21 protein-coding genes are annotated in these 22743 nt (G+C 61.1%); 8 read left to right on the forward strand and 13 right to left on the reverse strand.

The window, feature by feature from the left end; all coding sequences use genetic code 11:
- Positions 1 to 92 precede the first annotated feature (92 nt).
- Positions 93 to 497, forward strand: coding sequence for an acyl-CoA thioesterase (locus B2589_RS05445; RefSeq protein WP_094624912.1), 405 nt, complete (start codon positions 93 to 95; stop codon positions 495 to 497).
- Here B2589_RS05445 and B2589_RS05450 read toward each other — a convergent pair.
- From B2589_RS05450 to B2589_RS05485, 8 genes are all read right to left on the reverse strand, one after another.
- The gene (locus tag B2589_RS05450; protein ID WP_273133333.1) at positions 491 to 1585 is read right to left on the reverse strand and encodes a tRNA-queuosine alpha-mannosyltransferase domain-containing protein; all 1095 of its coding nucleotides are present in this window, start codon (positions 1583 to 1585) and stop codon (positions 491 to 493) included. The two genes, B2589_RS05445 and B2589_RS05450, sit on opposite strands and share 7 nt — an antisense overlap.
- A gap of 40 nt (positions 1586 to 1625) precedes the next feature.
- Positions 1626 to 2801, reverse strand: a complete 1176-nt coding sequence (locus B2589_RS05455; protein WP_286815875.1) for an MFS transporter — start codon at positions 2799 to 2801, stop codon at positions 1626 to 1628.
- 78 nt (positions 2802 to 2879) lie between these two features.
- Positions 2880 to 3677: an ABC transporter permease gene (locus B2589_RS05460; RefSeq protein ID WP_286815876.1), complete on the reverse strand. Its 798-nt coding sequence runs from the start codon at positions 3675 to 3677 to the stop codon at positions 2880 to 2882.
- The gene (locus B2589_RS05465) at positions 3664 to 4236 is read right to left on the reverse strand and encodes an ABC transporter ATP-binding protein (protein ID WP_414673928.1); all 573 of its coding nucleotides are present in this window, start codon (positions 4234 to 4236) and stop codon (positions 3664 to 3666) included. The genes B2589_RS05460 and B2589_RS05465 overlap by 14 nt, the downstream gene beginning before the upstream one ends.
- Before the next feature lie 43 nt (positions 4237 to 4279).
- Complete coding sequence (locus B2589_RS05470) at positions 4280 to 4951, reverse strand: SDR family oxidoreductase (protein ID WP_286815878.1); 672 nt, start codon at positions 4949 to 4951, stop codon at positions 4280 to 4282.
- Positions 4944 to 6155 (reverse strand): organoarsenical effux MFS transporter ArsJ, encoded by a 1212-nt coding sequence (gene arsJ / locus B2589_RS05475; RefSeq protein WP_286815879.1) that lies wholly within the window; start codon positions 6153 to 6155, stop codon positions 4944 to 4946. Before arsJ ends, B2589_RS05470 begins: the two co-directional genes overlap by 8 nt.
- 1 nt (position 6156) lies before the next feature.
- Positions 6157 to 7161, reverse strand: a complete 1005-nt coding sequence (locus tag B2589_RS05480) for an ArsJ-associated glyceraldehyde-3-phosphate dehydrogenase (RefSeq protein WP_286815880.1) — start codon at positions 7159 to 7161, stop codon at positions 6157 to 6159.
- A 42-nt stretch (positions 7162 to 7203) separates the two neighbouring features.
- On the reverse strand, positions 7204 to 7968 hold the full coding sequence (locus B2589_RS05485) for a metalloregulator ArsR/SmtB family transcription factor (RefSeq protein ID WP_286815881.1): 765 nt from the start codon (positions 7966 to 7968) through the stop codon (positions 7204 to 7206).
- A 93-nt stretch (positions 7969 to 8061) separates the two neighbouring features.
- On the opposite strand from B2589_RS05485, the gene arsH reads away from it, so the two are divergent.
- From arsH to B2589_RS05505, 4 genes are all read left to right on the forward strand, one after another.
- Positions 8062 to 8778 carry an arsenical resistance protein ArsH gene (gene arsH, locus B2589_RS05490; RefSeq protein ID WP_286815949.1) on the forward strand — a complete coding sequence of 239 codons (717 nt, stop codon included), beginning with the start codon at positions 8062 to 8064 and terminating at the stop codon, positions 8776 to 8778.
- Between the two features lie 10 nt (positions 8779 to 8788).
- A complete protein-coding gene (gene arsB / locus B2589_RS05495; RefSeq protein ID WP_286815882.1) occupies positions 8789 to 9859 on the forward strand; it encodes an ACR3 family arsenite efflux transporter in 1071 nt (356 codons plus the stop codon).
- Between the two features lie 24 nt (positions 9860 to 9883).
- Positions 9884 to 11077, forward strand: coding sequence for a chromate efflux transporter (chrA, locus tag B2589_RS05500; protein ID WP_286815883.1), 1194 nt, complete (start codon positions 9884 to 9886; stop codon positions 11075 to 11077).
- A gap of 101 nt (positions 11078 to 11178) precedes the next feature.
- On the forward strand, positions 11179 to 11976 hold the full coding sequence (locus tag B2589_RS05505; RefSeq protein ID WP_286815884.1) for an undecaprenyl-diphosphate phosphatase: 798 nt from the start codon (positions 11179 to 11181) through the stop codon (positions 11974 to 11976).
- 400 nt (positions 11977 to 12376) lie between these two features.
- Here B2589_RS05505 and uvrD read toward each other — a convergent pair whose 3' ends face one another.
- On the reverse strand, positions 12377 to 14542 hold the full coding sequence (gene uvrD / locus B2589_RS05510) for a DNA helicase II (RefSeq protein WP_286815885.1): 2166 nt from the start codon (positions 14540 to 14542) through the stop codon (positions 12377 to 12379).
- Between the two features lie 330 nt (positions 14543 to 14872).
- On the reverse strand, positions 14873 to 16321 hold the full coding sequence (locus B2589_RS05515; protein WP_286815886.1) for an NAD-dependent succinate-semialdehyde dehydrogenase: 1449 nt from the start codon (positions 16319 to 16321) through the stop codon (positions 14873 to 14875).
- A gap of 169 nt (positions 16322 to 16490) precedes the next feature.
- Here B2589_RS05515 and B2589_RS05520 point away from each other — a divergent pair, with 169 nt between their 5' ends.
- Entirely contained in the window at positions 16491 to 17504 is a 1014-nt protein-coding gene (locus B2589_RS05520) for a histone deacetylase family protein (protein ID WP_286815887.1), read from the forward strand.
- Here B2589_RS05520 and thiI read toward each other — a convergent pair.
- On the reverse strand, positions 17501 to 18955 hold the full coding sequence (thiI, locus tag B2589_RS05525) for a tRNA uracil 4-sulfurtransferase ThiI (protein WP_286815888.1): 1455 nt from the start codon (positions 18953 to 18955) through the stop codon (positions 17501 to 17503). The two genes, B2589_RS05520 and thiI, sit on opposite strands and share 4 nt — an antisense overlap.
- 121 nt (positions 18956 to 19076) lie before the next feature.
- Between thiI and ppnN the strand changes: the two genes are divergently transcribed.
- Positions 19077 to 20459 (forward strand): nucleotide 5'-monophosphate nucleosidase PpnN, encoded by a 1383-nt coding sequence (gene ppnN, locus B2589_RS05530; RefSeq protein WP_022988538.1) that lies wholly within the window; start codon positions 19077 to 19079, stop codon positions 20457 to 20459.
- 20 nt (positions 20460 to 20479) lie between these two features.
- Here ppnN and B2589_RS05535 read toward each other — a convergent pair whose 3' ends face one another.
- The gene (locus tag B2589_RS05535) at positions 20480 to 20812 is read right to left on the reverse strand and encodes a c-type cytochrome (protein ID WP_273133319.1); all 333 of its coding nucleotides are present in this window, start codon (positions 20810 to 20812) and stop codon (positions 20480 to 20482) included.
- A 230-nt stretch (positions 20813 to 21042) separates the two neighbouring features.
- Here B2589_RS05535 and B2589_RS05540 point away from each other — a divergent pair, with 230 nt between their 5' ends.
- Complete coding sequence (locus tag B2589_RS05540) at positions 21043 to 22146, forward strand: enoyl-CoA hydratase/isomerase family protein (protein WP_286815889.1); 1104 nt, start codon at positions 21043 to 21045, stop codon at positions 22144 to 22146.
- Positions 22147 to 22161: 15 nt separating this feature from the next.
- On the opposite strand, the gene B2589_RS05545 is transcribed toward B2589_RS05540, so the two are convergent.
- Positions 22162 to 22743, reverse strand: coding sequence for an ankyrin repeat domain-containing protein (locus tag B2589_RS05545; RefSeq protein WP_228285803.1), 582 nt, complete (start codon positions 22741 to 22743; stop codon positions 22162 to 22164).

The following is a 22743-nucleotide window of genomic DNA, read 5'->3' on the forward strand; positions in this document are numbered from 1 at the left end:
AGCCGTCATTAGCGAAATTTTCTTGCAGCGCGCGGCCAGCCCGTTACCATGCACGGAAAACAATTCATAAGCTTCCGTAAGGCAAATCATTCATGAAAGCATACGATGACGACAAACCCGCCCCCCGCGGGGAAATGATGCTGCAGGTGATTCCCCTGCCCTCAGACACCAATGCCAATGGCGATGTGTTCGCCGGCTGGCTAGTCAAACAGATGGATATTGCCGCCGCTGCCATGGCCGGGCGCATTTCCCGGGGCCGCAATGCCACCGTGGCCATGGATCGCATGGAGTTCCTGTCGCCGTTGCGGGTGGGTTCCCAGGTAGGTTGTTATTGCGAATTGGTGGACATTGGCCGCAGCTCCATGAAGATCCAGGTGGAAGTCTGGACCCTGGACCGCAGCTCAAAGACACCGCGCAAGGTAACGGAAGGCCTGTTTGTATACGTAGCCATAGACGAGCACGGCCGCATCCGGGAAGTGCCGGAGCAGAATCACTGACCTTTCGACATCAGCTGCTCGATGAGAGCCTGATACCGGGGCGCCAGCCTTGAAGCCCGCCATGGATTCGGCGGCTCTGCAACAGGCGGTTGTTCAAGCAACCTGGCCAGCCGGTCAGCCGCCGCCCGGGCTTCCGCCGCCGGGTCAGACTCAACGCTGGCGTACCGGCACTGCGGCGGCACATACTCCCGGTAGGCCAGCCGGTCCGGTGCCAGTGGCAAGCACCCGGCAGCCATGGCCTCCAGCATCGCCAGCCCCTGGAAATCGTGAAGCGCTGTCGTCAGCACAATATCGGCACGGCCCAGCAAGCGATCATAATCTGCGCGGCGCTCCAGAAAGCCCCAGTGTTCGATGTGTCCTGAATATAGCCGGTGAATCCGGTCAAATGCTTCCGGGCGACTGCGAAAGCCCTCGCCCACCACGCTGATACGGAAAGGCATTGCACGCTCTGTCAGCTGCTCCAGCAATGCCAACAATCGGTCCGGCCCCTTGTCGTATTCCCAGCGGTGATTCCACAGCAGGTGCGGACACGCCCGGTTCACAGGCCGGGGCTGGTCGATAAACAAGCGGTCTTCAATCGGAACCGGCAGCACCGAAGACCTTTCCCTGAGTTTTTCCATCACCCCATCGGGCACCGCATCCGGCATCTTGTTCAGAAAGCCTTCCACGCCTTGCAGAAAGCTGTCCCGGTTCCAGGCGCTGTTGAAGACCACCGCATCGGCCGCCAGGGCACTGTAGAGATTGACCATTTGCGGCTCTACCCGGCCCCGCTGCTGATCGCTGACCGGAAAGGCGAACTGGTTTTCATGCATATAAAGCAGGCACGGCGTGTTTGCCAGCGAGGGGTGCAACCCGCGCAATGTGGCCAGGTCGACCATGGAGGTGGCAATGACCAGGTCCCAGGATTCCTGCAGGCAGGGCTCGTCCAGCCAGCTCACCGGATTACCTCGTATCCGCCACTGGAAGAATCTGGGCGGAAGCGCCAGCGTCTGCCAGTGATAACCGGGCAGCAGGGTGACCAATTGCTCTCGCCAGCGCCGATGGCTGGCGGCATCGTAGCCTGACAATAGAAGAATGCGTTGGGTCATGGCGATCCATAGCTGGAGGACGAAGGAGTCGGCAAGTGTATCAGGCCTCGGGCTTTCCTCGGCTCAGGGACCACAGGCCAAACACCGGCCCGGGCAACAGCAAAAGCGCCACCCAGACACCCCAGGCGCTCCAGAACCCGCTGGTGAGCCAGATGGCAGGCAGTGTCAGGCCAAAGCCGACCGCATTCATCACCGCCAGCGACGAACCCACGGTTTCTTTCGGTGCGGTCGCAGCCGCCAGTGCAGAGAATTGCGGTGAATCGGCCACCACCGCCACGCCCCAAACCAGCAGCAAAGCCATTAATAACTCCGGCGGTAACCCGTTCATCCAGGGATAGAGCAGACACAAGGCCCCGGACACCATCAACGCCCGCCGGGCGACCCACTCGCTGCCCAAAGTCCGACTGAACCGGCCGCCGCCAATACACCCAGCCGCACCTATCCCGATCACCGCAAATGACAGCCAGGGTATCAAAGCCTCACCCTGCCCCAGCCGTTGAAGTTCTCGCCCGATCAACAGCGGCACCAGCGTCCAGAACGCGTAAAGCTCCCACATGTGACCAAAATAACCGCCCGCCACGGCGCGGAACCGGGGCAGGCGTAAAGCCGACAATCCCTGTCTCAGGGGAAGGCGCCCGCTGGCTTTGGGCAGGTGCGGCCCGTCACCTAACAGAAATACCAACAGCCCGCCCAGTAGCGCCAGACATGAGGATGCAAACAGTGGCCACTCCCAGGGCATACCTGATGTTGCCCCTCGCATCAGATGTGGCAAAGCGGTGCCCAGAGTCAGCATACCCACCAGCCAGGCCAGGGCGGCGCCGGCATATTTGGGCGTCCAGGCAATCACCAGTTTCATACCGAGGGGATAGATGCCGGCCAGGCACAAGCCCGTGGCGAATCGCAGCAGGCTGTCCAGCGGAAACACCCCGGCCACCGCTACAAAGCCTGCGTTCGCCAGTGCGCCCAGCAGGCTCGATACCAGGAAGATGCGGCTTGCGCCAAAACGATCTGCCAGGCCGGTCACTGCCAGGGCAAGCGTACCGGCAATAAAACCCGCCTGAACAGACAGCGTCAGCCGGCCCAGATCCGATTCCGCTAACCCGAGTTCGGCGGCCAGGGATAGCCAGACCCCGTTGATACTGAACCAGAGGGAGGTGCCGAACAATTGTGCGAGCACAATGACTGGCAAAGGATAACGTTGCAGTAGGCTGGTCATATTATTGTCTTTGTGGTTACCGGAAAGCCAAGCCTAGCTCGAAACCCGACTGAGACCCCATGCGACTTTGGTGCCCGGTCAGGGTTTGGTTAAACGATCCAGCCGCAGGCGCTCCCGGTCATCAAACAGCCGCCGGCCTCCCCAACTGACCGCCATCACCGCGCCAAACCCCGTGCCGACGGTAATAATCAGCATAACCAATATCTGGTACTTAACCGCGACCGCGGGCGGGCTGCCCGCCAGAATCTGACCGGTCATCATGCCGGGCAGGCTGACAATGCCAGCCGCCGCCATGGCGTTAATGGAGGGCATCATGCCACTGCGCATGGCTTCCCGACGGATGTCTTCCAGTGCCTGCTGCCAGGTCTGGCCCAGCATCAGCCGGTTCTCGATTACCGCCCGCTGGCGCCAGACCGAATCATTCAGACGATCCAGGGCCAGGCTGACCCCGGTCATGGTGTTGCCCAGCATCATACCCAGCAAAGGAATCGCATACTGAGGGGTATACCAGGGCTTCGGACCAATCACCACCGCCAGTGCCAGCACGGTCACGGTAAACGACGACACGAACATCGCGCCGGTGCCGATGCCGAACGCCCACCCGCCTTTCAGGCGCCGGCCCTGGCGCGCCACCACTTCCCGGCCAGCCACCAGCAGCATGACCGCCGCCAGAAGCGCAATCCAATAGAAGGCGGAAGAGGCAAACAGGGCTTCCAGTACCAGGCCAATCAAAGCCAGCTGAATAACCGTTCGTATGGCCGCCACCAACAGGCTGCGGGTGATATCCAGCCGCCCCAGGTAGGCTGTCGCTGCCAACGCCAGTACCAGCAAGGCCGCCAGGCCCAGCTTCCACCAGGCCAGGTCAATCACTTCCATGGACAGGCTCCAGTGCGGCTCCCCGAATCCGATAGTGAGCGTTGGCAACCCGGCGAATCTGGGCGGAATCATGGGCGACCCACAAGGTGGCGATCTGCCGCTGTTCAATCTCCTGCAACAGCCAGCGTTCGATCGCCTCTGTCGATTCGTTATCCAGGTTGGCGGTCGGTTCATCCAGCAGCAGCACGTCCGGTTCCAGAACCAGGGCCCGCCACAACGCGAGTCTTTGCCGCTCGCCGGAGGACAACCGGCTGACCGACCAGTCCATCACCTCGGCAGGGAAACCCAGAGCGGCAGGCAAACGCTCACCAGCCCCCTCGGGAAAGTGGGCGCTTACCTCATCAAACCACCACTGGCTTTCCGCCGGCACCATCACCACCTGGCGCCGCCACTGATGTGCCGGCACACTCTGTTGATCGAGGTTATCCAGCGAAATCCGGCCGCGATGGGGTTCCAGATCGGCCACCGCGCGCAGCAGCCAGCTCTTGCCACTGCCAGAGGGGCCCGACAGGCACACCACCTGTCCGCGGGGAACGGTCAGCGATGCCTCATTCAGCACACCAATGCTGACACCTTGAAGCAACAACCCTGTCAAAGCCGGCTCACCAGGGCAGTTCCTCACCGTTGCTGTGCCAGAACGACCCGGTATTCTCCAGGGTCAGATTAGCAATGCGTTCGGCCAGCCCCCTGGCAGACTCTTCCGGCGTGATCAGCCCGCCAAAGTTCACCATTCGCGTTTTGACATAACCGGGATGCAGCTGCGCCACGGCGATACCTTTAGGCTTCAAATCCACCGCCAGGGACTTACCGAAAGCGTTCAGCGCAGCCTTCGAGGCCCGATAGCCATAACGGCCGCCTGAGTCGTTGTCGGCGATAGAGCCCATTCGGCTGGTTATATTGGCGATCTTGCTGCCCTGCCCCATCAGAGGCGCCAGGGCTTCGGCCACCCGCAGCGGGGCGTAGGCGTTGATTTCCATCTGGGTACGGATGGAATCGAAGTCGATACTGCCCAGCTGCTCGTCCTGCAGCAGCCCGGCGTTGTTGATCAGCAGGCTGATACGCTTGCCCGCCAGACCGGATTTCAGCTTATCGATGCCGGCATCTGTGGCGACATCCACGCCGTCGATCACCTGGACCGCCACACTGGCCAGTTCGTCCGATGACTGCCGGCACACGCCAATCACTTCGCAGCCTTCAGCGGCATAGTGCCGGGCCAGTTCCAGACCAATACCACGATTGGCACCGGTAATGACCACCACATTGGAATCAGACATAGCCTTTTTCTCCTATTGGTTTCTCCGCTCGTTCCGGCAACCATACTGACAACGCTGCCGCTGTGGCTACCAGGGCTGCGGAAATCCACAAACAGGCTTCCAGCCCATAAGCCTGGTACACCCAGCCAGACAGGATGGTACCCAACAAGCGGCCGGCGGCATTGGACATATAGTAAAAACCCACATCCAGCGACACGCCATCACCCCGGGCATAGCTGACAATCAGGTAGCTGTGCAGGGAAGAGTTGATGGCAAACAGCACCCCGAACAGCAGCAAACCGCCAATCACCGCCACCTGTGCCGACCAACCGGCCATCAGAGCCCCGGCAATCGCGGCAGGAACCAGCGCCAGTACTGCCGCCCAACGCACGGCACCGGATTTACCGTTGGAGTGTCCGGTGATTCTGGGCGCAATGGTCTGGATAAAGCCGTAACCGATAATCCAGCTGGCCATAAAGCCGCCAACTTTCCAGTGGTCCCAGCCGAACACCGTGGCCATGTACACCGGCAACGCCACTACAAACCACACGTCCCGGGCGCCGAACAGGAACATCCGGGCCGCCGACAACACGTTGATGGCCCGGCTCTTGGACAGAATCTCACTGAATTTGGGTTTCGCCTTGCTCTTGCCCAGATCCTGCCCCAGCAGGAACAGGCTGGCCAGCCAAACCAGGCCCAGCGCCACTGCCATAAGGATCACCGCGCCGGTAAAGCCGGCGGCCATCAGCAGGACACCGCCCAGAAAGAAACCCACGCCCTTCAGGGTATTCTTGGAACCGGTCAGAATCGCCACCCACTTGTACAGGGTGCCCTGCTGCTCGTCCGGCACCAGCAACTTGATGCCGCTCTTGGCAGACATCTTGTTCAGGTCTTTGGCGATGCCGGACAGCGCCTGTGCTGCCATCACCCAGGGCACCGTGAGCATGGCCGCGGGCACCGCCAGCATGGCCAGCGCCACAATCTGCAGAAACAGCCCGATATTCATGGTGCGGTTCAGGCCCATGCGGGCCCCCAGATAGCCGCCCACCAGGTTGGTCACCACCCCGAAGAACTCGTAGAAGATGAACAACAGGGCAATTTCCAGCGGTGAGTATCCCAACTGATGGAAATGCAATACCACCAGCATCCGCAGGGCACCATCGGTCAGGGTGAAGGCCCAGTAGTTGCCGGTGATCACCAGGTACTGGCGGATGGCAGCGCTCATCTCAGGCCAGCCCTACCTTGCGGGCCAGTTCCGCGGTGCGGTTGGCGTAGCCCCATTCGTTGTCGTACCAGGCGTAGATTTTCACATGGGTGCCATTGACCACCAGGGTGGACAGGGCATCGACGATGGAAGACCGGGGGTCGGTTTTGTAGTCGATGGACACCAACGGCCGTTCTTCGTAGCCCAGGATGTCTTTCAGTTCACCCTCGGCCGCTGCTTTCAACAGTTGGTTGACCGTATCCCGGTCCGTCGGCGTTTCTACTTCAAACACGCAATCGGTTAACGACGCGTTGATCAGCGGAATCCGCACCGCATGGCCATCCAGCCTGCCTTTCAGCTCCGGGAAGATTTCGATGATCGCGGTGGCGGAGCCGGTGCTGGTGGGAATCAGCGAGCTGCCACAGGCCCGGGCCCGGCGCAGGTCCTTGTGGGGCGCGTCGATGATGGTCTGGGTGTTGGTCAGGCTGTGGATGGTGGTCAGGGAACCGTGTTTGATGCCCAGTTTCTCGTGGATGACTTTCACCACCGGCGCCAGGCAGTTGGTGGTGCAGGAGGCCGCGGTGATGATGCGGTCATTGGCCGGATCGAAAATGTGTTCGTTCACGCCCATGACAATATTCTTCGCGCCCGGCTCTTTCACCGGCGCGGTCACCACCACCCGCTTCACACCCTGGTCCAGGTAGCCCTGCAGCACGGAAACTTTCTTGTTCACACCACTGGCCTCAATCACGAGGTCGCAGCCGGACCAGTCGGTATCGGCAATGGCTTTGTTGTGGGTCACGCGGATGCGCTGGCCGTCAGTCACCATGTCATCGCCATCGGCCGTGGCTTCGTGGTTCCAGCGGCCATGCACGCTGTCAAAGTTCAGCAGGTGCGCCAGCGTGTTGGTGTCAGCCCCCGGGTCGTTGATGGCCACAAATTCCAGCTCCGGCCAACCCCAGGCGGCCCGCAGAGCCAAACGGCCAATGCGACCAAATCCGTTAATACCTACCTTGATCTTGCTCATGGTGTTCTCCTTGCGAGTTTCGCAATCCGTGTAAATTCGTGATCAGGGGCACTGCACTGCAGGGCGGTCCGCCATGGCCTGCAACCTGGCCAGGGGCTGCCCGATCAGTGCCGTATTGTTCCGGGCGGTTTCCTCCAGAACCCGCACCACCCAGTCTGGCAGATGCGGATGAAGGTAATAATAGACCCATTGGCCCCGTCGCTCTGTTTCCAGCAGGCCGGCATCCCGAAGTGAGGCCAGGTGGCGGCTGACTTTTGGCTGGGAGACTTCAAACGCTTCCGTCAGCTCACATACGCACAGCTTGCCCTGGTCTTTGATCAGCAGCAGGGCCGCCAGGCGCAGGTCGTCGGCCATGGCCTTGAACACAGTCACCGGGTTGTAGTCCGCCGGTTTCAGGCTAGTCTCTTTCTGATGAACCAGGGTGAACAGGCCGATACGCTCCCTGATCTCTTTCAGCGTCAAGGCAAAGGTGGCGTGCCGGTTGGCCTCGGCCGGGTCCGGAAAGTCCCAGGCAATCTGCTGGGCACCGGACGATACATTGGCGCACTCCCGGGCCGCTTTTTCACACAGGGTGATCACGTAATCCCAGTACTGGCCCTGCAACTCAGACAGCGACTTGCTGTAAAGCCCGTCCACCGGAATACCGGCTTCCTGCAGCACCTGTAGCGCGAGCGGGTGCGGTTCACCGGGCTCGGTACCGGCGCTGGCCACTTCAAACCGGTCGCCAGCCATGTGCCGGAGCAAGGCTTCTGCCATCAGGGAGCGGGCGCTGTTGGCGGTGCAGACAAACAGGACTCTTCTTTTCATGCGAGATTCCGTATATTCGAGTTGCCATATATTCAGTTTTTGCGATAATAGCCGTCAACTGTGACAGAGTAAAGACAGCAAACTGGCCCCATGATGAACTTCGACGACCTACCGAACATTGACACCAACCTGATCCAAACACCCACCAATGCGGACCTGTTCGCCGCAACACATTCAAGCCACCGCCCGCGGATTCTGCTGCTGTACGGCTCCCTGCGCGAGCGCTCTTTCAGCCGCCTGGCGGTGGAAGAAGCCGCCCGCTTGCTGGAAGCCATGGGTGCGGAAACCCGCGTCTTTAATCCGAAAGGACTGCCCCTGGCCGATGCCGAAGACGCCAGCCACCCCAAGGTTCAGGAACTGCGGGAGCTGGTGCAGTGGAGTGAAGGCATGGTGTGGTGCTCCCCGGAGCGGCACGGCGCCATGACCGGCATCATGAAAACCCAGATCGACTGGATACCGCTGTCCATGGGCGCCGTTCGGCCGACCCAGGGCAAAACCCTGGCGGTGATGCAGGTGTGCGGCGGCTCCCAGTCATTCAACGCAGTCAACCAGTTGCGGGTGCTGGGCCGCTGGATGCGCATGGTGACCATCCCGAACCAGTCGTCCGTACCCAAGGCGTTCATGGAATTTGACGACAACGACCGGATGAAGCCTTCGGCCTACTACGACCGTATCGTGGATGTCATGGAGGAGCTGGTAAAGTTCACCCTGCTGGTGCGGGACCGCAGCGATTACCTGACCGACCGCTATTCCGAACGCAAGGAAAGCGCCGAAGAACTGTCGAAGCGTGTGAACCAACGTTCCATCTGAGAGGCGACCCATGAGCAGTAACAGCGATGTGAACCCGGCTGAAGCCACCGAAGGCGGAATGGACCTGTTCGGGCGTTACCTTTCGGTTTGGGTGGCACTGGCTATTGTGGCCGGTGTAGCCCTCGGGCAGCTCGCCCCCTCGATTCCCGAGACCCTGTCCCGCTTTGAATACGCCCAGGTGTCCATCCCCATCGCCATCCTGATCTGGGCGATGATTTTTCCGATGATGGCGCAGATTGATTTCAGCGCCGTGGTCGGGGTGCGCAAGGAGCCGAAAGGCCTCGCCATCACCACCATCGTGAACTGGCTGATCAAGCCCTTCACCATGTTCGCCATCGCCTGGTTCTTCCTGATGGTGGTGTTCGAGCCCTGGATCGCCCCGCAACTGGCCAGCGAATACCTGGCCGGCGCCATTCTGCTGGGCGCCGCCCCCTGCACCGCCATGGTGTTTGTCTGGAGTCACCTGACCCGCGGCGATGCCGCCTACACCCTGGTGCAGGTATCCCTGAACGACATCATCATGCTGTTCGCCTTTGCGCCGATTGTGGTTTTCCTGCTGGGCATTTCCGACATCCAGGTGCCCTGGGATACGGTGATTCTGTCGGTGGTGCTGTACATCGTGATTCCGCTCACCGCCGGCTACCTGACCCGCCGCATCCTGATCGCCCGCAACGGCCAGCAGTGGTACGACGAGGTCTTTATGAAACGCCTCGGCCCGGTGACCCCGGCGGCGCTGATTGTCACCCTGGTTCTGCTGTTTGCCTTTCAGGGCGAAGTCATTCTGGAAAACCCGCTGCATATTGCCCTGATTGCCGTGCCGCTGATTATCCAGACCGTACTGATCTTCTTTATCGCCTACGGCTGGGCAAAATTATGGAAGGTACGCCATTGCATCGCCGCACCCGGTGCCATGATCGGTGCCAGCAACTTCTTTGAACTGGCGGTGGCCGCCGCCATCGCCCTGTTCGGCCTGCAATCCGGTGCGGCGCTGGCCACGGTGGTGGGCGTGCTGGTGGAAGTGCCGTTGATGCTGATGCTGGTGCGCATAGCCAATAACACCCGGGACAGGTTCCCGGCCTGATCACCGGGACTTTCAGGAGCAACCATGCCCTCCGGTTCGACAACAGGACGAATTCGCGAAATCTTCCTGGCCTTCCTGGCCCTCGGCCTGACCTCCTTTGGCGGCCCGGCGGCCCATCTGGGTTATTTCCGTAATGAGTTTGTGGCCCAGCGCCGCTGGCTGTCAGAGCAGGACTATGCAGACCTGGTCGCCCTGTGCCAGTTCCTGCCCGGGCCCGCAAGCAGTCAAGTTGGCTTTGCCATTGGCCTGCAGCGTGGTGGCGGCTGGGGTGCTGCCGCCGCCTGGACCGCCTTTACCCTGCCCTCGGCCATCATTCTGGTGGCCTTTGCCCTGAGCGCCAGCCTGCTGGACGGCACTGTCAGCCAGGGCATTATCCATGGTTTGAAAGTGGCCGCTGTCGCCGTGGTAGCCCACGCCGTGCTGGGCATGGCGCGCTCACTGTGCCCGGATCAACAGCGGGCCGGTATCGCCCTGGCAGCGGTCCTGATGGTGGTGTTTGTGGGCGGTACTGCCGGGCAGGTTTCTGCGATTCTGGTCGGCGCCCTTGCGGGCCTGGTGCTGTGCCGTTCTGCCAACGACGGCGCCGCCGGACATTCCGGCATCTCAGTGTCGGCGGGAACCGGCCGGCTGACGGCTGTTTTGTATGTCTTCCTGCTGGCCGGCCTGCCCCTACTGGCGTGGCTCGCGCCCTCCACCCTGCTGGATATGCTTGATGGATTCTACCGCGCCGGGGCCCTGGTCTTCGGCGGCGGCCACGTGATGCTGCCGCTGCTGGAAGCGGAAGTGGTACAGACCGGCCGGGTAACCGCCGATGAATTCCTCGCCGGCTACGGCGCCGCCCAGGCCATCCCCGGCCCGCTGTTCACCTTTGCCGCCTATCTGGGTGCCGTGATGGGGCCCTCTGCACCAATTATCTGGGCCGCGCTGGCCCTGCTGGCCATTTTCCTGCCCGGCATGCTGATCCTGATGGCGGTACTGCCACACTGGAACAACTTCCGCCGCTGGCACCGGGCCCAGGCCCTGATGCGCGGCGCCAACGCCGCCGTGGTGGGCATTCTCGGTGCCGCGCTGTACCAGCCGGTCTTCACCAGCGCCATCGTCGGCCCCGGCGAGTTTGCCCTTGGCCTGACCGGTTTTATGCTGCTAAGCGTATGGAAACTCCCGGCCTGGGGCGTGGTGATCGTGATGGCCGCCGGCGGCGTGCTGCTGGGAGCGTAACCTGCCGCGCCTGTTCAGCCGGCAGCCACCCTGCTAATATCCCGCTCGTTTTCTGAGCGCGCCAAACCCGTTAATCCGCACCACCGACCGGAATCAAAAGAATGGATGTTTACCAGGCCCTTTTCCTTGGCCTCCTCCAGGGGCTGACCGAATTCCTGCCCATCTCCAGCTCCGCCCACCTGATTCTGACACCGGCTTTCTTTGGCTGGGAAGACCAGGGCGTGGGCTTTGACCTGTCGGTGCATGTGGGCACGCTTCTGGCCGTGGTGCTTTACTTCCGCCGGGATGTCTTTGGCGTTGCCCGGGACGGCCTGATCTCCATCCACCAGCGCAAAATCGTCGGCCAGGGCGCCCTGGCCTGGTACCTGGTCATCGGCACCATTCCCGCAGGCCTCGCTGGCCTGGCCCTGCTCGACATGATCGACAACGAACTGCGCGGCGCCTCGGTGATCTTCTTCACCACCCTGGTGTTCGGCATTCTGCTTGGCATTGCCGACTGGCTGCCGAAACGCCAGCGCACCATGGATACCCTGAACTGGAAAGACGCCGTCGTCGTCGGCATCGCCCAGGCCATGGCCCTGGTCCCCGGCACCTCACGCTCCGGCATCACCATCACCGCCGGCCTGTTCCTGGGCATGACGCGGGAAACCGCCTCGCGGTTTTCGTTCCTGCTGGCGATTCCGATTATCGTGCTGGCGTCTGCGGTGAAGCTGCTGGAAGTGGCCTCATCCGATGTGATCGTAGACTGGAATGGCTTCCTGATTGGCGGCGTAACGTCGTTCCTGATGGCCATCACCGCCATCCACTTCTTCCTGAAGTGGCTCAACAAAGTGGGCATGTGGCCGTATGTTCTCTACCGGATTGTCCTGGCTGGGGTGATTTACGCGGTTCTGATGTAATCGCGGTTTGGGAGTTTTCGGCTCCGGGCCAGGACTTCGGAGTCAGGCAGGTATCGGGAAGGGCTGTCCAAAAACCGCTCCTGGCGGCACATCCATGTGGCGCTTCTGCTCCGCCATCCATGGCTCCGCACATTTTTGGACAGCCCTTCCCGATACCTGCCCCAGACACCACAACGAGTTCCCAATACTTCTAAACAACAATCTACTTCTTCCTAAGCTTTTCCGTTTCGGATTCTCAGAATGACGAAGCATGGGTGTGGGGTCGTCTTTCCAAAAATTTGTGGAGCCATGGATGGCGGAACACAAGCGCCCATGGACGGCTCGAGCGCTTTTTGGAAAGACGACCCCACACCCATGCCATCGCCAAAACCATCAGGCTACAAGATGCCTGCAACCAAGCTCAGCAGGCCTCCAACGGCGCATAGGCCAGCACCAGCCACTTGGCGCCCTCGTCGAAGTTTACCTGCACGCGGGTGTGGTGCCCGGTGCCCTCGGAGTTCATTACGATACCCTCGCCGAACTTCGGATGACGCACCCGCTGCCCCAGGCTGAAACCGGACTGCTGCGCCGAATCCTGGCTGAACATGCTCTCATTCGGGCGGGACACCATCGCCGGTCGGGTCACCGTATTGCGTAACCGCACTTCCTGCAGGCAGTCGCCCGGAATCTCCCGCACGAAGCGGGACAGCGCGTGGAATTTTTCCTGCCCGTACAAGCGGCGGGATTCGGCGTAAGTGAGCACCAGCTTTTTCATGGCACGGGTAATGCCTACGTAGGCCAGACGGCGCTCTTCTTCCATACGCCCCGGCTCTTCCAGCGACATGCTGTGGGGGAATAAACCTTCTTCCACACCGGCCAGGAACACCAGCGGGAATTCCAGGCCCTTGGCGGAGTGCAGGGTCATCAGCTGAACGCTGTCTTCATGGGCATCGGCCTGGGCTTCGCCGGCATCCAGTGCCGCCTGGGCGATGAATTCTGCCAGCGGGTCGACGCCGTCTTCCACCTCGAAATCGGACAGGGCATTCACCAGTTCTTCCAGGTTCTCAACCCTTGCCTGACCTTTCTCGCCTTTTTCGCTGGCGTGGTAGTCCTTCAGGCCACTGGCTTCGATGGCCTGCTTCATCATCCCCTGCAATGAGGCTTCGCCCACCATTACAGACAGGCCGTTGATGATTTCCATAAACGACTGCAGCCCGGTTTTCGCCCGGCCTTTCACCTGCCCTGCTGCCAGCAGGCGTTCGGCAGATTCCCACAGGGAAATGCCCTGCTCTGTGGCGTATTCCCGCAATTCCGCCAGGCTCTTGGCACCAATGCCACGGGTCGGGATGTTGACCACCCGTTCGAAGGCGGCGTCGTCCCGGTGGTACTGCACCAGGCGCAGGTAGGCCAGGGCGTTGCGGATTTCCTGGCGGTCGTAGAACCGCAGGCCACCATACACCCGGTAGGGAATGCCCTGGCGCATCAGGGCTTCTTCCAGTACCCGGGACTGGGCGTTGGAACGGTACAGGATGGCGGATTCGCTGCGCAGGTTGCCATCGTTGACCCAGGCGGTGATTGAATCGGCGATGTAGTTGGCTTCGTCCTGCTCGTTAAACGCCGCGTACAGGCTGATCGGTTCGCCTTCGGGGCCGTCGGTCCACAACTCTTTGCCAAGCCGGCCCTGGTTGTTGGCGATCACCGAGTTGGCGGCCTTCAGGATCATCTGGGTGGAGCGGTAGTTTTGCTCCAGCCGCACCAGACGAGCGTTGGGGAAGTCCCGCTGGTACTGCTGGATGTTTTCGATCTTGGCGCCACGCCAGCCGTAGATAGACTGGTCGTCGTCACCCACCACGGTGAGCGGCACGCGGTTGCTGGCCAGCACCTGCAGCCAGGCGTATTGGATGGTGTTGGTGTCCTGGAACTCGTCCACCAGGATGTGCTGGAAGCGCTGCTGGTAGTGACTCAGTAGCTCCGGCCGGTGCAGCCACAGCTCGTGGGAGCGCAGCAGCAGTTCGCCAAAGTCCACCAGGCCGCCCTGCTGGCAGAGTTTTTCGTACTGGCGGTAGATTTTCAGCATGGTGCTCGTGAAGTGGTCACCGGGGTTTTCCTGGATATGGTCCGCCCGCAGGCCTTCGTCTTTCTGGCTGTTGATAAACCACTGGGCCTGTTTCGGCGGCCACTGGCTTTCATCAATCTGGAACTCGCGCATCACCCGCTTGACCATGCGCAGCTGGTCGTCGCTGTCGAGCACCTGGAAATTCTCCGGCAGGCCGGCGTCTTTCCAGTGCGAGCGCAGCAAGCGGTGGGCGATGCCGTGGAAGGTGCCGAACCACAGTCCCCGGGAGGGGATGTTCATCATTTCTTCGATGCGGTAGCGCATTTCCTTGGCAGCTTTGTTGGTAAAGGTCACCGCCAGAATGCCGGTCGGCGGCACCCGGTCCACCGTCATCAACCAGGCAATCCGGTGCACCAGCACCCGCGTTTTGCCACTGCCCGCGCCGGCCAGTACCAGCAGGTGATCGTTCTGGGCGGTAACGGCCTCGCGCTGGGCATCGTTCAGGGGATCAATAATGTGGGAAACGTCCATAGCACCTGGCTTTTACTGGTTAAATAAACAGGCCTGAGAGTATAACAGGAGAAAAGCAGGTTTGTCGGGCAGGGATTGGCGCCGCTCTTTTGGAGTTAACGCTCAGGATCTTTGGAGTTAACGCACAGGAACGGGGACTTCTTCCCAGAGCAAACTATGCTCAGCTTGAAAGCCCTCACTCGCAGTCAGGAAGAGCGCGGGGGAGGTGCCCCTTCAGGACTGTCTGTGGCCATGGATGGCCACAGTCAAGCGCACATGGATGTGCTCGTAGCGTGTCCTGAAGGGGCACCTCCCCCGTGCGACAACTCCAGGAGATGAGGGCTCAGGACTTTAGAAGCCTCGTGGAACCGTCTGCGCTTCCACGAACTCGAACAAGCCTTCCAGACCACCTTCCCGGCCAATACCGGACGCTTTCATGCCACCAAACGGCGCTTCCGGAGTAGGCCCGGTGCCGGTGTTCCAGCCAACATGGCCGAAACGCAGGCCGGCGGCTACCCGCTGGGCGCGTTCGGCGTCGGCGGTGAAGACGTAGGAGGCCAGGCCGAATTCGGTGTCGTTGCCGGCTTCGATGACTTCTTCTTCGGTGCGGAACAGTGCCATGGGCACCAGCGGGCCGAAGGTTTCTTCCTGGTAGCAGGCCATGTTGCGGTCAACGCCCTGCACCACTGTAGGCGGGAAGAACAGGCCTTCACCCAACTCATCCGGCTGCTTGCCGGCAACCAGTTTGCCGCCTTTGGCAAGGGCGTCTTCCAGGTGGCGCTTGACCTTGTCGAAGCCGGCTTTGTTGACCAGCGGGCCGATGTCGACGCCATCGTTCATGCCGTCGCCGACGGTCATTTTGTTCACCCGCTCGGCGAGTTTTTCGCCGAAGGCGTCGGCCACTTTTTCATGGACGAAGATGCGGTTCGCACACACGCAGGTCTGGCCGCCACCACGGAATTTGTTGGCGATCAGGTTGTCGGCGGCGGCGTCCAGGTCGGCGTCGTCGAAGACGATATACGGGGCGTTGCCACCCAGTTCCAGTGACAGCTTTTTCACCTGCTCGGCGGTGTCGACGATCAGTTTTCGGCCCACTTCGGTGGAGCCGGTGAAGCTGAGCATGGGCACGTCTTTGTGTTCGCACAGCACCTTGCCGATGACACTGGCCTTGCCCATCACCAGGTTGACCATGCCATCGGGCAGGCCGAGTTTGTCCATGATGCTGAAGAAGGCAATCATGGTGAGCGGGGTTTCGCTGGCCGGTTTGATCACCGAGGGACAGCCGGCCGCCAGGGCCGCCGAAAGTTTCTTGGCGATCATGCCGATGGGGAAGTTCCAGGGCACAATCAGGCCGGTGACGCCGATGGGCCGGTAGTGGACGGTCCAGGTGCAGTCTTTCGGCTTTTCCGGAATGGTGTGGGCATCCAGCGCCTGGATGTGCTTGGCGCAGTAATCGAAGAAGCCCGCAGCGTAGTCCACCTCGCCCTGGCCTTCTTTCCAGGGCTTGCCGTGTTCCATGCACAGGATGCGGCCGATTTCCTCGCGGTTGTCCTTCAGGGCATCGCGGATGTCCTCCAGCCATTTGCGCCGGGTTTCAAGGGGATAGGGGTTGGTCAGCCGCAAGGCCTGCTTGCCGGCTTCGACCGCATCCAGTATGTCTGGCTCCGGCATCGAAGGTACTTTGGCAATCACCTCGCCCGTGGCCGGGTTGTAGACATCAAAGGTGCTGCCACCGGCGCTGTCTGTCCAGCGCCCGCCAATGTAGCCGGTAAGATTCTGCAGCAGTGGTGATTCGATCATCTCGACTCCTTTTCTGTGCCGGATCACGCCCGGTTGCGGGCCGGGATCTGGGGTTCAGGTTGTTGCCTTCATAGTGGTAGCTGAGGGCCAGCCTGTAAAGTCAGCGGGGATTTTTTGACCCATCCCGGTCTCTGCCTATACTCGGGGGAGTGAATCAAGGAGGCCGGACATGAAAGCATTTTTCCATCCGTCACAGGATCTGCACATCCCGAAGACGTATTTCACCCGGGGCCAGATGCGCCAGCCCCAGGAGGTGCCGGATCGTACCGGCCAGATGGTGGAAGGCCTGAAAGCGCTGGGCATTCCGGTGTTACAGCCCGCCGACCAGGGTGCGGCGCCAATCTCGAAGGTGCATGACCTGGGTTATCTGCGATTCCTGGAATCCGCCCACCGGCGCTGGATGGAAATGGAAGACTGGGGTGACGAGGTGATGTCCAACATCTTCGTGCGCTCCCCCAATGCCCTGCGGGGTATCCTGGCGGAAGCGGCCCGTTACCTGGCTGACGGCAGTTGCCCGATTGGCGAGAATACCTGGAAGGCTGCCTACTGGTCGGCCCAGACCGCACTCGGGGCGGCGGATGCGCTGATTGGCGGCGAACGCTATGCCTACGCAGTATGCCGCCCACCCGGCCACCACGCCCGCAAAGACGCCGCCGGGGGCTTCTGCTACCTGAACAATGCCGCCATCGCTGCCGAGCATATGAAAAGCCGGTTCCCGCGTACGGTGATCCTGGATACCGACATGCACCACGGACAGGGCATCCAGGAAATCTTCTACGATCGCAGTGATGTGCTGTACATCTCCATCCATGGCGACCCCACCAACTTCTACCCGGTGGTGAGCGGCTTCGAGGACGAGCGTGGTGAAGGCGAAGGCTACGGTTATAACATCAACCTGCCTATGCCCCACGGCTCCAGCGAGGAGGATTTCTTTGCCCGCGTGGAGGAAGCACTGGCGGCCGTGCGGCTGTACCAGCCCGATGTGCTGATCCTGCCGCTGGGCTTCGATATCTACAAAAACGACCCGCAGGCCAAGGTGTCGGTGTCATCCGAGGGCTTCTGCCGGCTCAGCACCCACATCCGTCAGCTGGGGCTGCCGACGCTGATCGTACAGGAGGGGGGATATGACCTGGACGCCCTCAGCGAGAACGTCCAGCAGTTCTTCAGGGGGCTGGAAGGTTAGGCGCCCGGAGCATAAACCTTCACGTTGTTAAGGCCTTCCGCCTTCAGGTGACCGGCGTGCATGCGGCTCATGGTGCCCCGGTCACAGTACAACAGGTACTGGCGGCCTGCAGGTAGCCCCGGCACCTGCTGGTTGAGCTCGTAGAACGGGATCTTCAGGATCTCGTTGTTGGTAAGCGTCAACGGCGCCCGCTCTTCCTCGGAAGGGTGGCGCACGTCGATGATCACATCGTCTACCGCCGGGGTCTGCACCAGTTCCACCTCTTCCGGAGTCACCACGCTGTCCAGCAGTTCGCTCACCTTGGTGTGCTCGCTGTTGGCAATGGCGCTGGCCAGCACTTGCGGGTCCATGTGGGTTTCTTCTTCCTCTACCCGGTGCAGCTTGGCGCGGGTGACCGGCTTACTGGAAATCACGCCACAGTATTCGGGCATGTTGCGGGCGAAGGGCTCGGTGCCGATGTCCCGGGCAATGCGGATGATTTCCTGCTTGTCCATGGCAATCAGCGGGCGCAGCACCACTTCATCGCTGGCGCGATCGACCACGTTCAGGTTGGTCAGGGTCTGGCTCGACACCTGGGCCACGGCATCGCCCATCACCAGGCCGGTGGCGGTGTAATCCCGGGCAATTTCGGCAGCGGCTTTCAGCATCATGCGCTTGAGCACCACGCCCCAGTGGCGATGGTTTACCGAACGCATGATTTCTGCCACCACGCCCTCGAAAGGCACCGAGATAAACTTTACATTGTGGGAGGCGCCATAACGCTGCCACAGGTAGTGCACCACCTGGCGCACACCCACTTCATGGGCGGTGCCGCCGAGGTTGAAGAACAGGAAGTGACTGCGGATACCGCGGCGCATCATCAGGTAAGCCGCTACCGACGAATCGTAGCCACCGGAGATCAATGTCATCACGGTTTCCACGGTACCCAGCGGATAGCCGCCCAAGCCCTCGTGACGGCGATGGGCAATGTGGAACTGGTCATCGTTCACTTCGATGCGCACTTCCACTTCCGGATTTTTCAGATCGACCCCACGGGCCTCGGAGGCTTGCATCAGCGCGCCGCCGACCAGTCGCTCCAGGTCAATCGAACGGAACTCGTGCTGGCCATGGCGCCGTGCACGTACTGCAAAGGTTTTGCCTTTCAGTCGACCGGCAAAGGCCTGTATGGCCTTGGCGCCCACGTCGTCCAGGTCCACAAACGGGTAAACCGCGATTTCCTGGATGGTGGAAATGCCGGAAATTCGGGTAAGTTCATCAATCACCGCGCCGGTCAGGCCCCGGCCTTCGGGCACCTCCACATCAACCCGGTCCCAGCTGCCATCCACCCGGATGTCGGCATCCAGGCGAGCCAGGAGTTTCCGGATATTCTGCCGCAACTGGCGCATTTGCTGCTGGCGAACGGGTTTGCTTTTGATGGCCACTTCAGCGGCGGGACGAATCAGTAATTTCATAAAAAAGGACTTTGATCGGAGGAACGTCGGGTAGCGTAAAAGGCGGAAAGCGCTTAGTGTACCCTTTCGCCTGAGTGGCTCAAAATCCGTCATTGCCGAAACAGCAGGAGTTCCAACACCGATGACCGAACCCACCATGAATGCCCTGGTCTCTCCGGAGGGCAGCCTCGAAATTCTCTCCACCCACGAGGTAAACCGGCTCAAGGACAAGAGTGAAGGGGGTTTGTACCGATTGTTCAGGCAATGCGCCCTGGCAGTGCTGAATACCGGCATGGAAACCGACGACTGCAAGGAACTGATGGAAGCCCACGGCGATTTCGATGTGCGGCTGGTTCCCCAGCCCCGGGGCCTGAAGCTGGAGCTGATCAACGCCCCGGCGCACGCCTTTGTTGACGGCGAAATGCTGCGGGCCATCAGGGAACACCTGTTCTCGGTGTTGCGGGATATTGTCTACAGCCACTCGCTGCCAGACACCGTCTCCGGCTTCCGCAAGGATAATCCGGAAGACATTACCAACCTGGTGTTCCATATCCTGCGCAATGCCCGGGCCCTGGAGCCCGGCCGCCAGCCCGACATGGTGGTGTGCTGGGGTGGCCATTCCATCAGCCATGACGAGTACCAGTACAGCAAGGAAGTGGGGCACCAGCTGGGGCTTCGGGGAATGAGCATCTGCACCGGCTGCGGCCCCGGCGCCATGAAAGGCCCCATGAAAGGCGCGACCATTGCCCACGCCAAGCAGCGGATCAAGAACGGTCGTTACATTGGCATTACCGAACCGGGCATCATCGGGGCGGAAGCGCCCAACCCGATTGTCAACGAACTGGTGATCATGCCGGATATCGAAAAGCGGCTGGAAGCCTTTGTGCGCTGCGGCCACGGGGTGATCGTTTTCCCCGGTGGCGTAGGTACGGCCGAAGAGATTCTGTATCTTCTGGGTATTCTGCTACATCCGGACAACGCCGACCTGCCGTTCCCGGTGGTGTTTACCGGCCGCCGGGAAAATGCGGAATACTTCGAGATGATCGACAAGTTCATCCGCAATGCCCTGGGCGACGAAGCCGCCAGCAAGTACGACATCATCATTGATGACCCGGTACGGGTAGCCCAGACCATGAAGCAGGGCATCAAGGATGTGGAGACCTTCCGCCGCGCCATGCAGGATGCCTACTACTTCAACTGGATGCTGAAGATCGACCCGGTGTTCCAGTTACCGTTCGAGCCCAACCACAGCAACATGCGGGCGCTGGAATTACACAGGGATCAACCGGCACACCTGATTGCAGCGAATCTGCGCAAGGCGTTCAGCGGTATCGTGGCGGGAAATGTGAAGGAAAGCGGAATTCGGCAGATTCAGGAAAAGGGACCGTTTGAAATTGCCGGAGACCCGACGCTGATCAAACCCCTTGAGGCCATGCTGGAGCAGTTTATTGCCCAGGACCGGATGAAACTGCCGGGATCATCCGCCTATCGGCCCAGTTACCGGATTGTCAGTGGTGCGGCCTGAGCCGCACCACTGCCGGGCAATTACTTGCCGCCAGCCGGCAGGCTTGCGAAGTAAGCCGCCAGGTTAGCGATGTCTTCATCGCTCAGGGCAGCTGCCTGGCCTTGCATGACCGGAGCCTGGCCACCCTGACGCTGGCCAGCCTTGTAGGCTTTCAGGGAAGCAACCAGGTACTGCTCTTTCTGGCCTGCCAGGTTCGGGTAGATGGGCACCTGGGAGATACCGTTCTGGCCGTGGCACGCGGCACAAACGCCAGCCTTGGCCTTACCGGCTTCGGCATCGGCTGCCATGGAAGCGGCAGGCGCAGCAGCACCCAGTGCGAACAGACCAGCAACTGCGAAGTGTTTCAGGTTCATAGAGTTCATCCTCTCATCGTTTTTACGTTTACAATTCAGTTTTTTATCAACCGGACCGTAAGTCAGACTTTCTTTATAGCACAGCCATCCAAGGCCTCAAATGTGATAGGTCAAGGACATTCGTGCGACCATAGTGCTGTTTTACTCTCGTGCTGACTATAGGACAGTACGAACAAACCGTAAAAATACATTAATTAACAAAATCACCTGCCCACCGGAGATCACACCACATGTCTGTAGAGGTTCAGGAACTCGCCTGCCGCCAGGGCCACATCGGTCTGCTTACCCTGAATGCAGCCCAGACCCTCAACGCCCTGACCGAGGACATGGTCAACCAGGCCCAGGAAACCCTGGATCGCTGGGCCACAGACGACCGCATCTGCATGGTGGTGTTGCAAGGCAGCGGCGAACGGGCCTTCTGTGCCGGCGGTAACATCCGCAACCTTTACCAGGCCCTGAAAGGTGAAGGCGACACCTCGGCTCCGGAACGCTTCTTCACCCGGGAGTACCGGCTTGACTACAGCCTGCACCGTTTTCCGAAGCCAGTGGTGGGCCTGGCCCGGGGCATTGTGATGGGGGGCGGCCTGGGCCTGCTGTCGGCCTGCCGCTACCGGCTGGTCACACCCGATGTCACCCTGGCCATGCCGGAAATCAGCATCGGCCTGTTCCCGGATGTCGGTGCCAGCTGGTTCCTTAACCGACTGCCGGGGCGCCTCGGGCTGTTTATGGGGCTGACCGGGGCCCGCCTGAACGTGGCCGACACCCTGCGGGTGGGGCTGGCAGACCTGGTGATTGATGCCGGCCAGATCGAAACCCTGCTGGCCCGCCTGCAGGATGAGCGCTGGACCGGCGAGGCCGCCGCCGATGACAACCGGCTGTTCCGCCTGCTGAACCAGGTGGAAGCGCTGGATTACCGGAGCCTGGCGCCGGGCCACCTGGAGCGGCACGAACAGACCATCGCCCGGCTGACCGCAGGCACCGAGCTGCCCGCCATCATCGAACAGATACTCGCCGCCGACATTGACGACCCCTGGTGGCAAACCTGTGCGGAAAACCTGAAGAATGGCTGCCCGGTGACCGCCTGGCTGGTCTGGCACCAGCTGCGCAAAGGTCAGCAGATGTCACTGAAGGATATTTTCCGGATGGAACTGGCCATGGCTCTGGAATGCACCCGCCGCCCCGACCTCGCCGAAGGCATCCGGGCATTGCTGGTGGACAAAGATAAAGCGCCGGTGTGGTCGTTCAAATCCGCCGGAGAGGTTCCGGAAGAGGTGATCGAACGGCATTTCGAGCCAGTGTGGGACGACCTGAACGACCCGATGCAGCTGGACTGACACCGGGCCGGGAAATCAGCGGGCCGCGCCCGCTTGCACCAGCAGCATTTCCAGGTCCTGGTTATTGCGGGCCCGGGCAATGTCGAGGGCCGTGGTGCCATCGGTGCGCCGGTAGTGCACATCAGCACCAGCGGCCAGCAGCATCTCGGCGGTCAGCAGGTCGCCGGCTTCCACCACTTTCATCAGCAGGGATTCGCCGTCCTGGCTGACATTGACGTTGGCTCCCGCCGCCAGCAAGGCCCGAACCACCGACAAATGCCCGTTTTCCGCCGCATGGATCACCGGCGTGTAACCGCTGTTGTCTTCGCTGTTCACATCGGCACCGGCCGCCAGCAGCAAGCGGACAATACGCCGGTTACCTTCCGCCGCTGCCAGCATCAGCGGGGTTTTGGAAGAACCTGCCCTTGGGTCCGGGTCCACGCCCTGCGACAGCATATCCAGCACCGCCCGGTCTTCATTGGCCGCAACCGCTGCCAGCAAATCCGCGCCGGTGGCCCCGGTATCGCCTACCTCGCCCGTGCTGCTGCAACCGGCCAGCAACGACAGCACCACCAAAACCACAAAATGAAAGCGACTGCCCGCACCCCTGCTCATCAT

The organism is Marinobacter sp. UBA3607 (genome assembly GCF_002375525.1).
GTDB lineage: Bacteria > Pseudomonadota > Gammaproteobacteria > Pseudomonadales > Oleiphilaceae > Marinobacter > Marinobacter vinifirmus.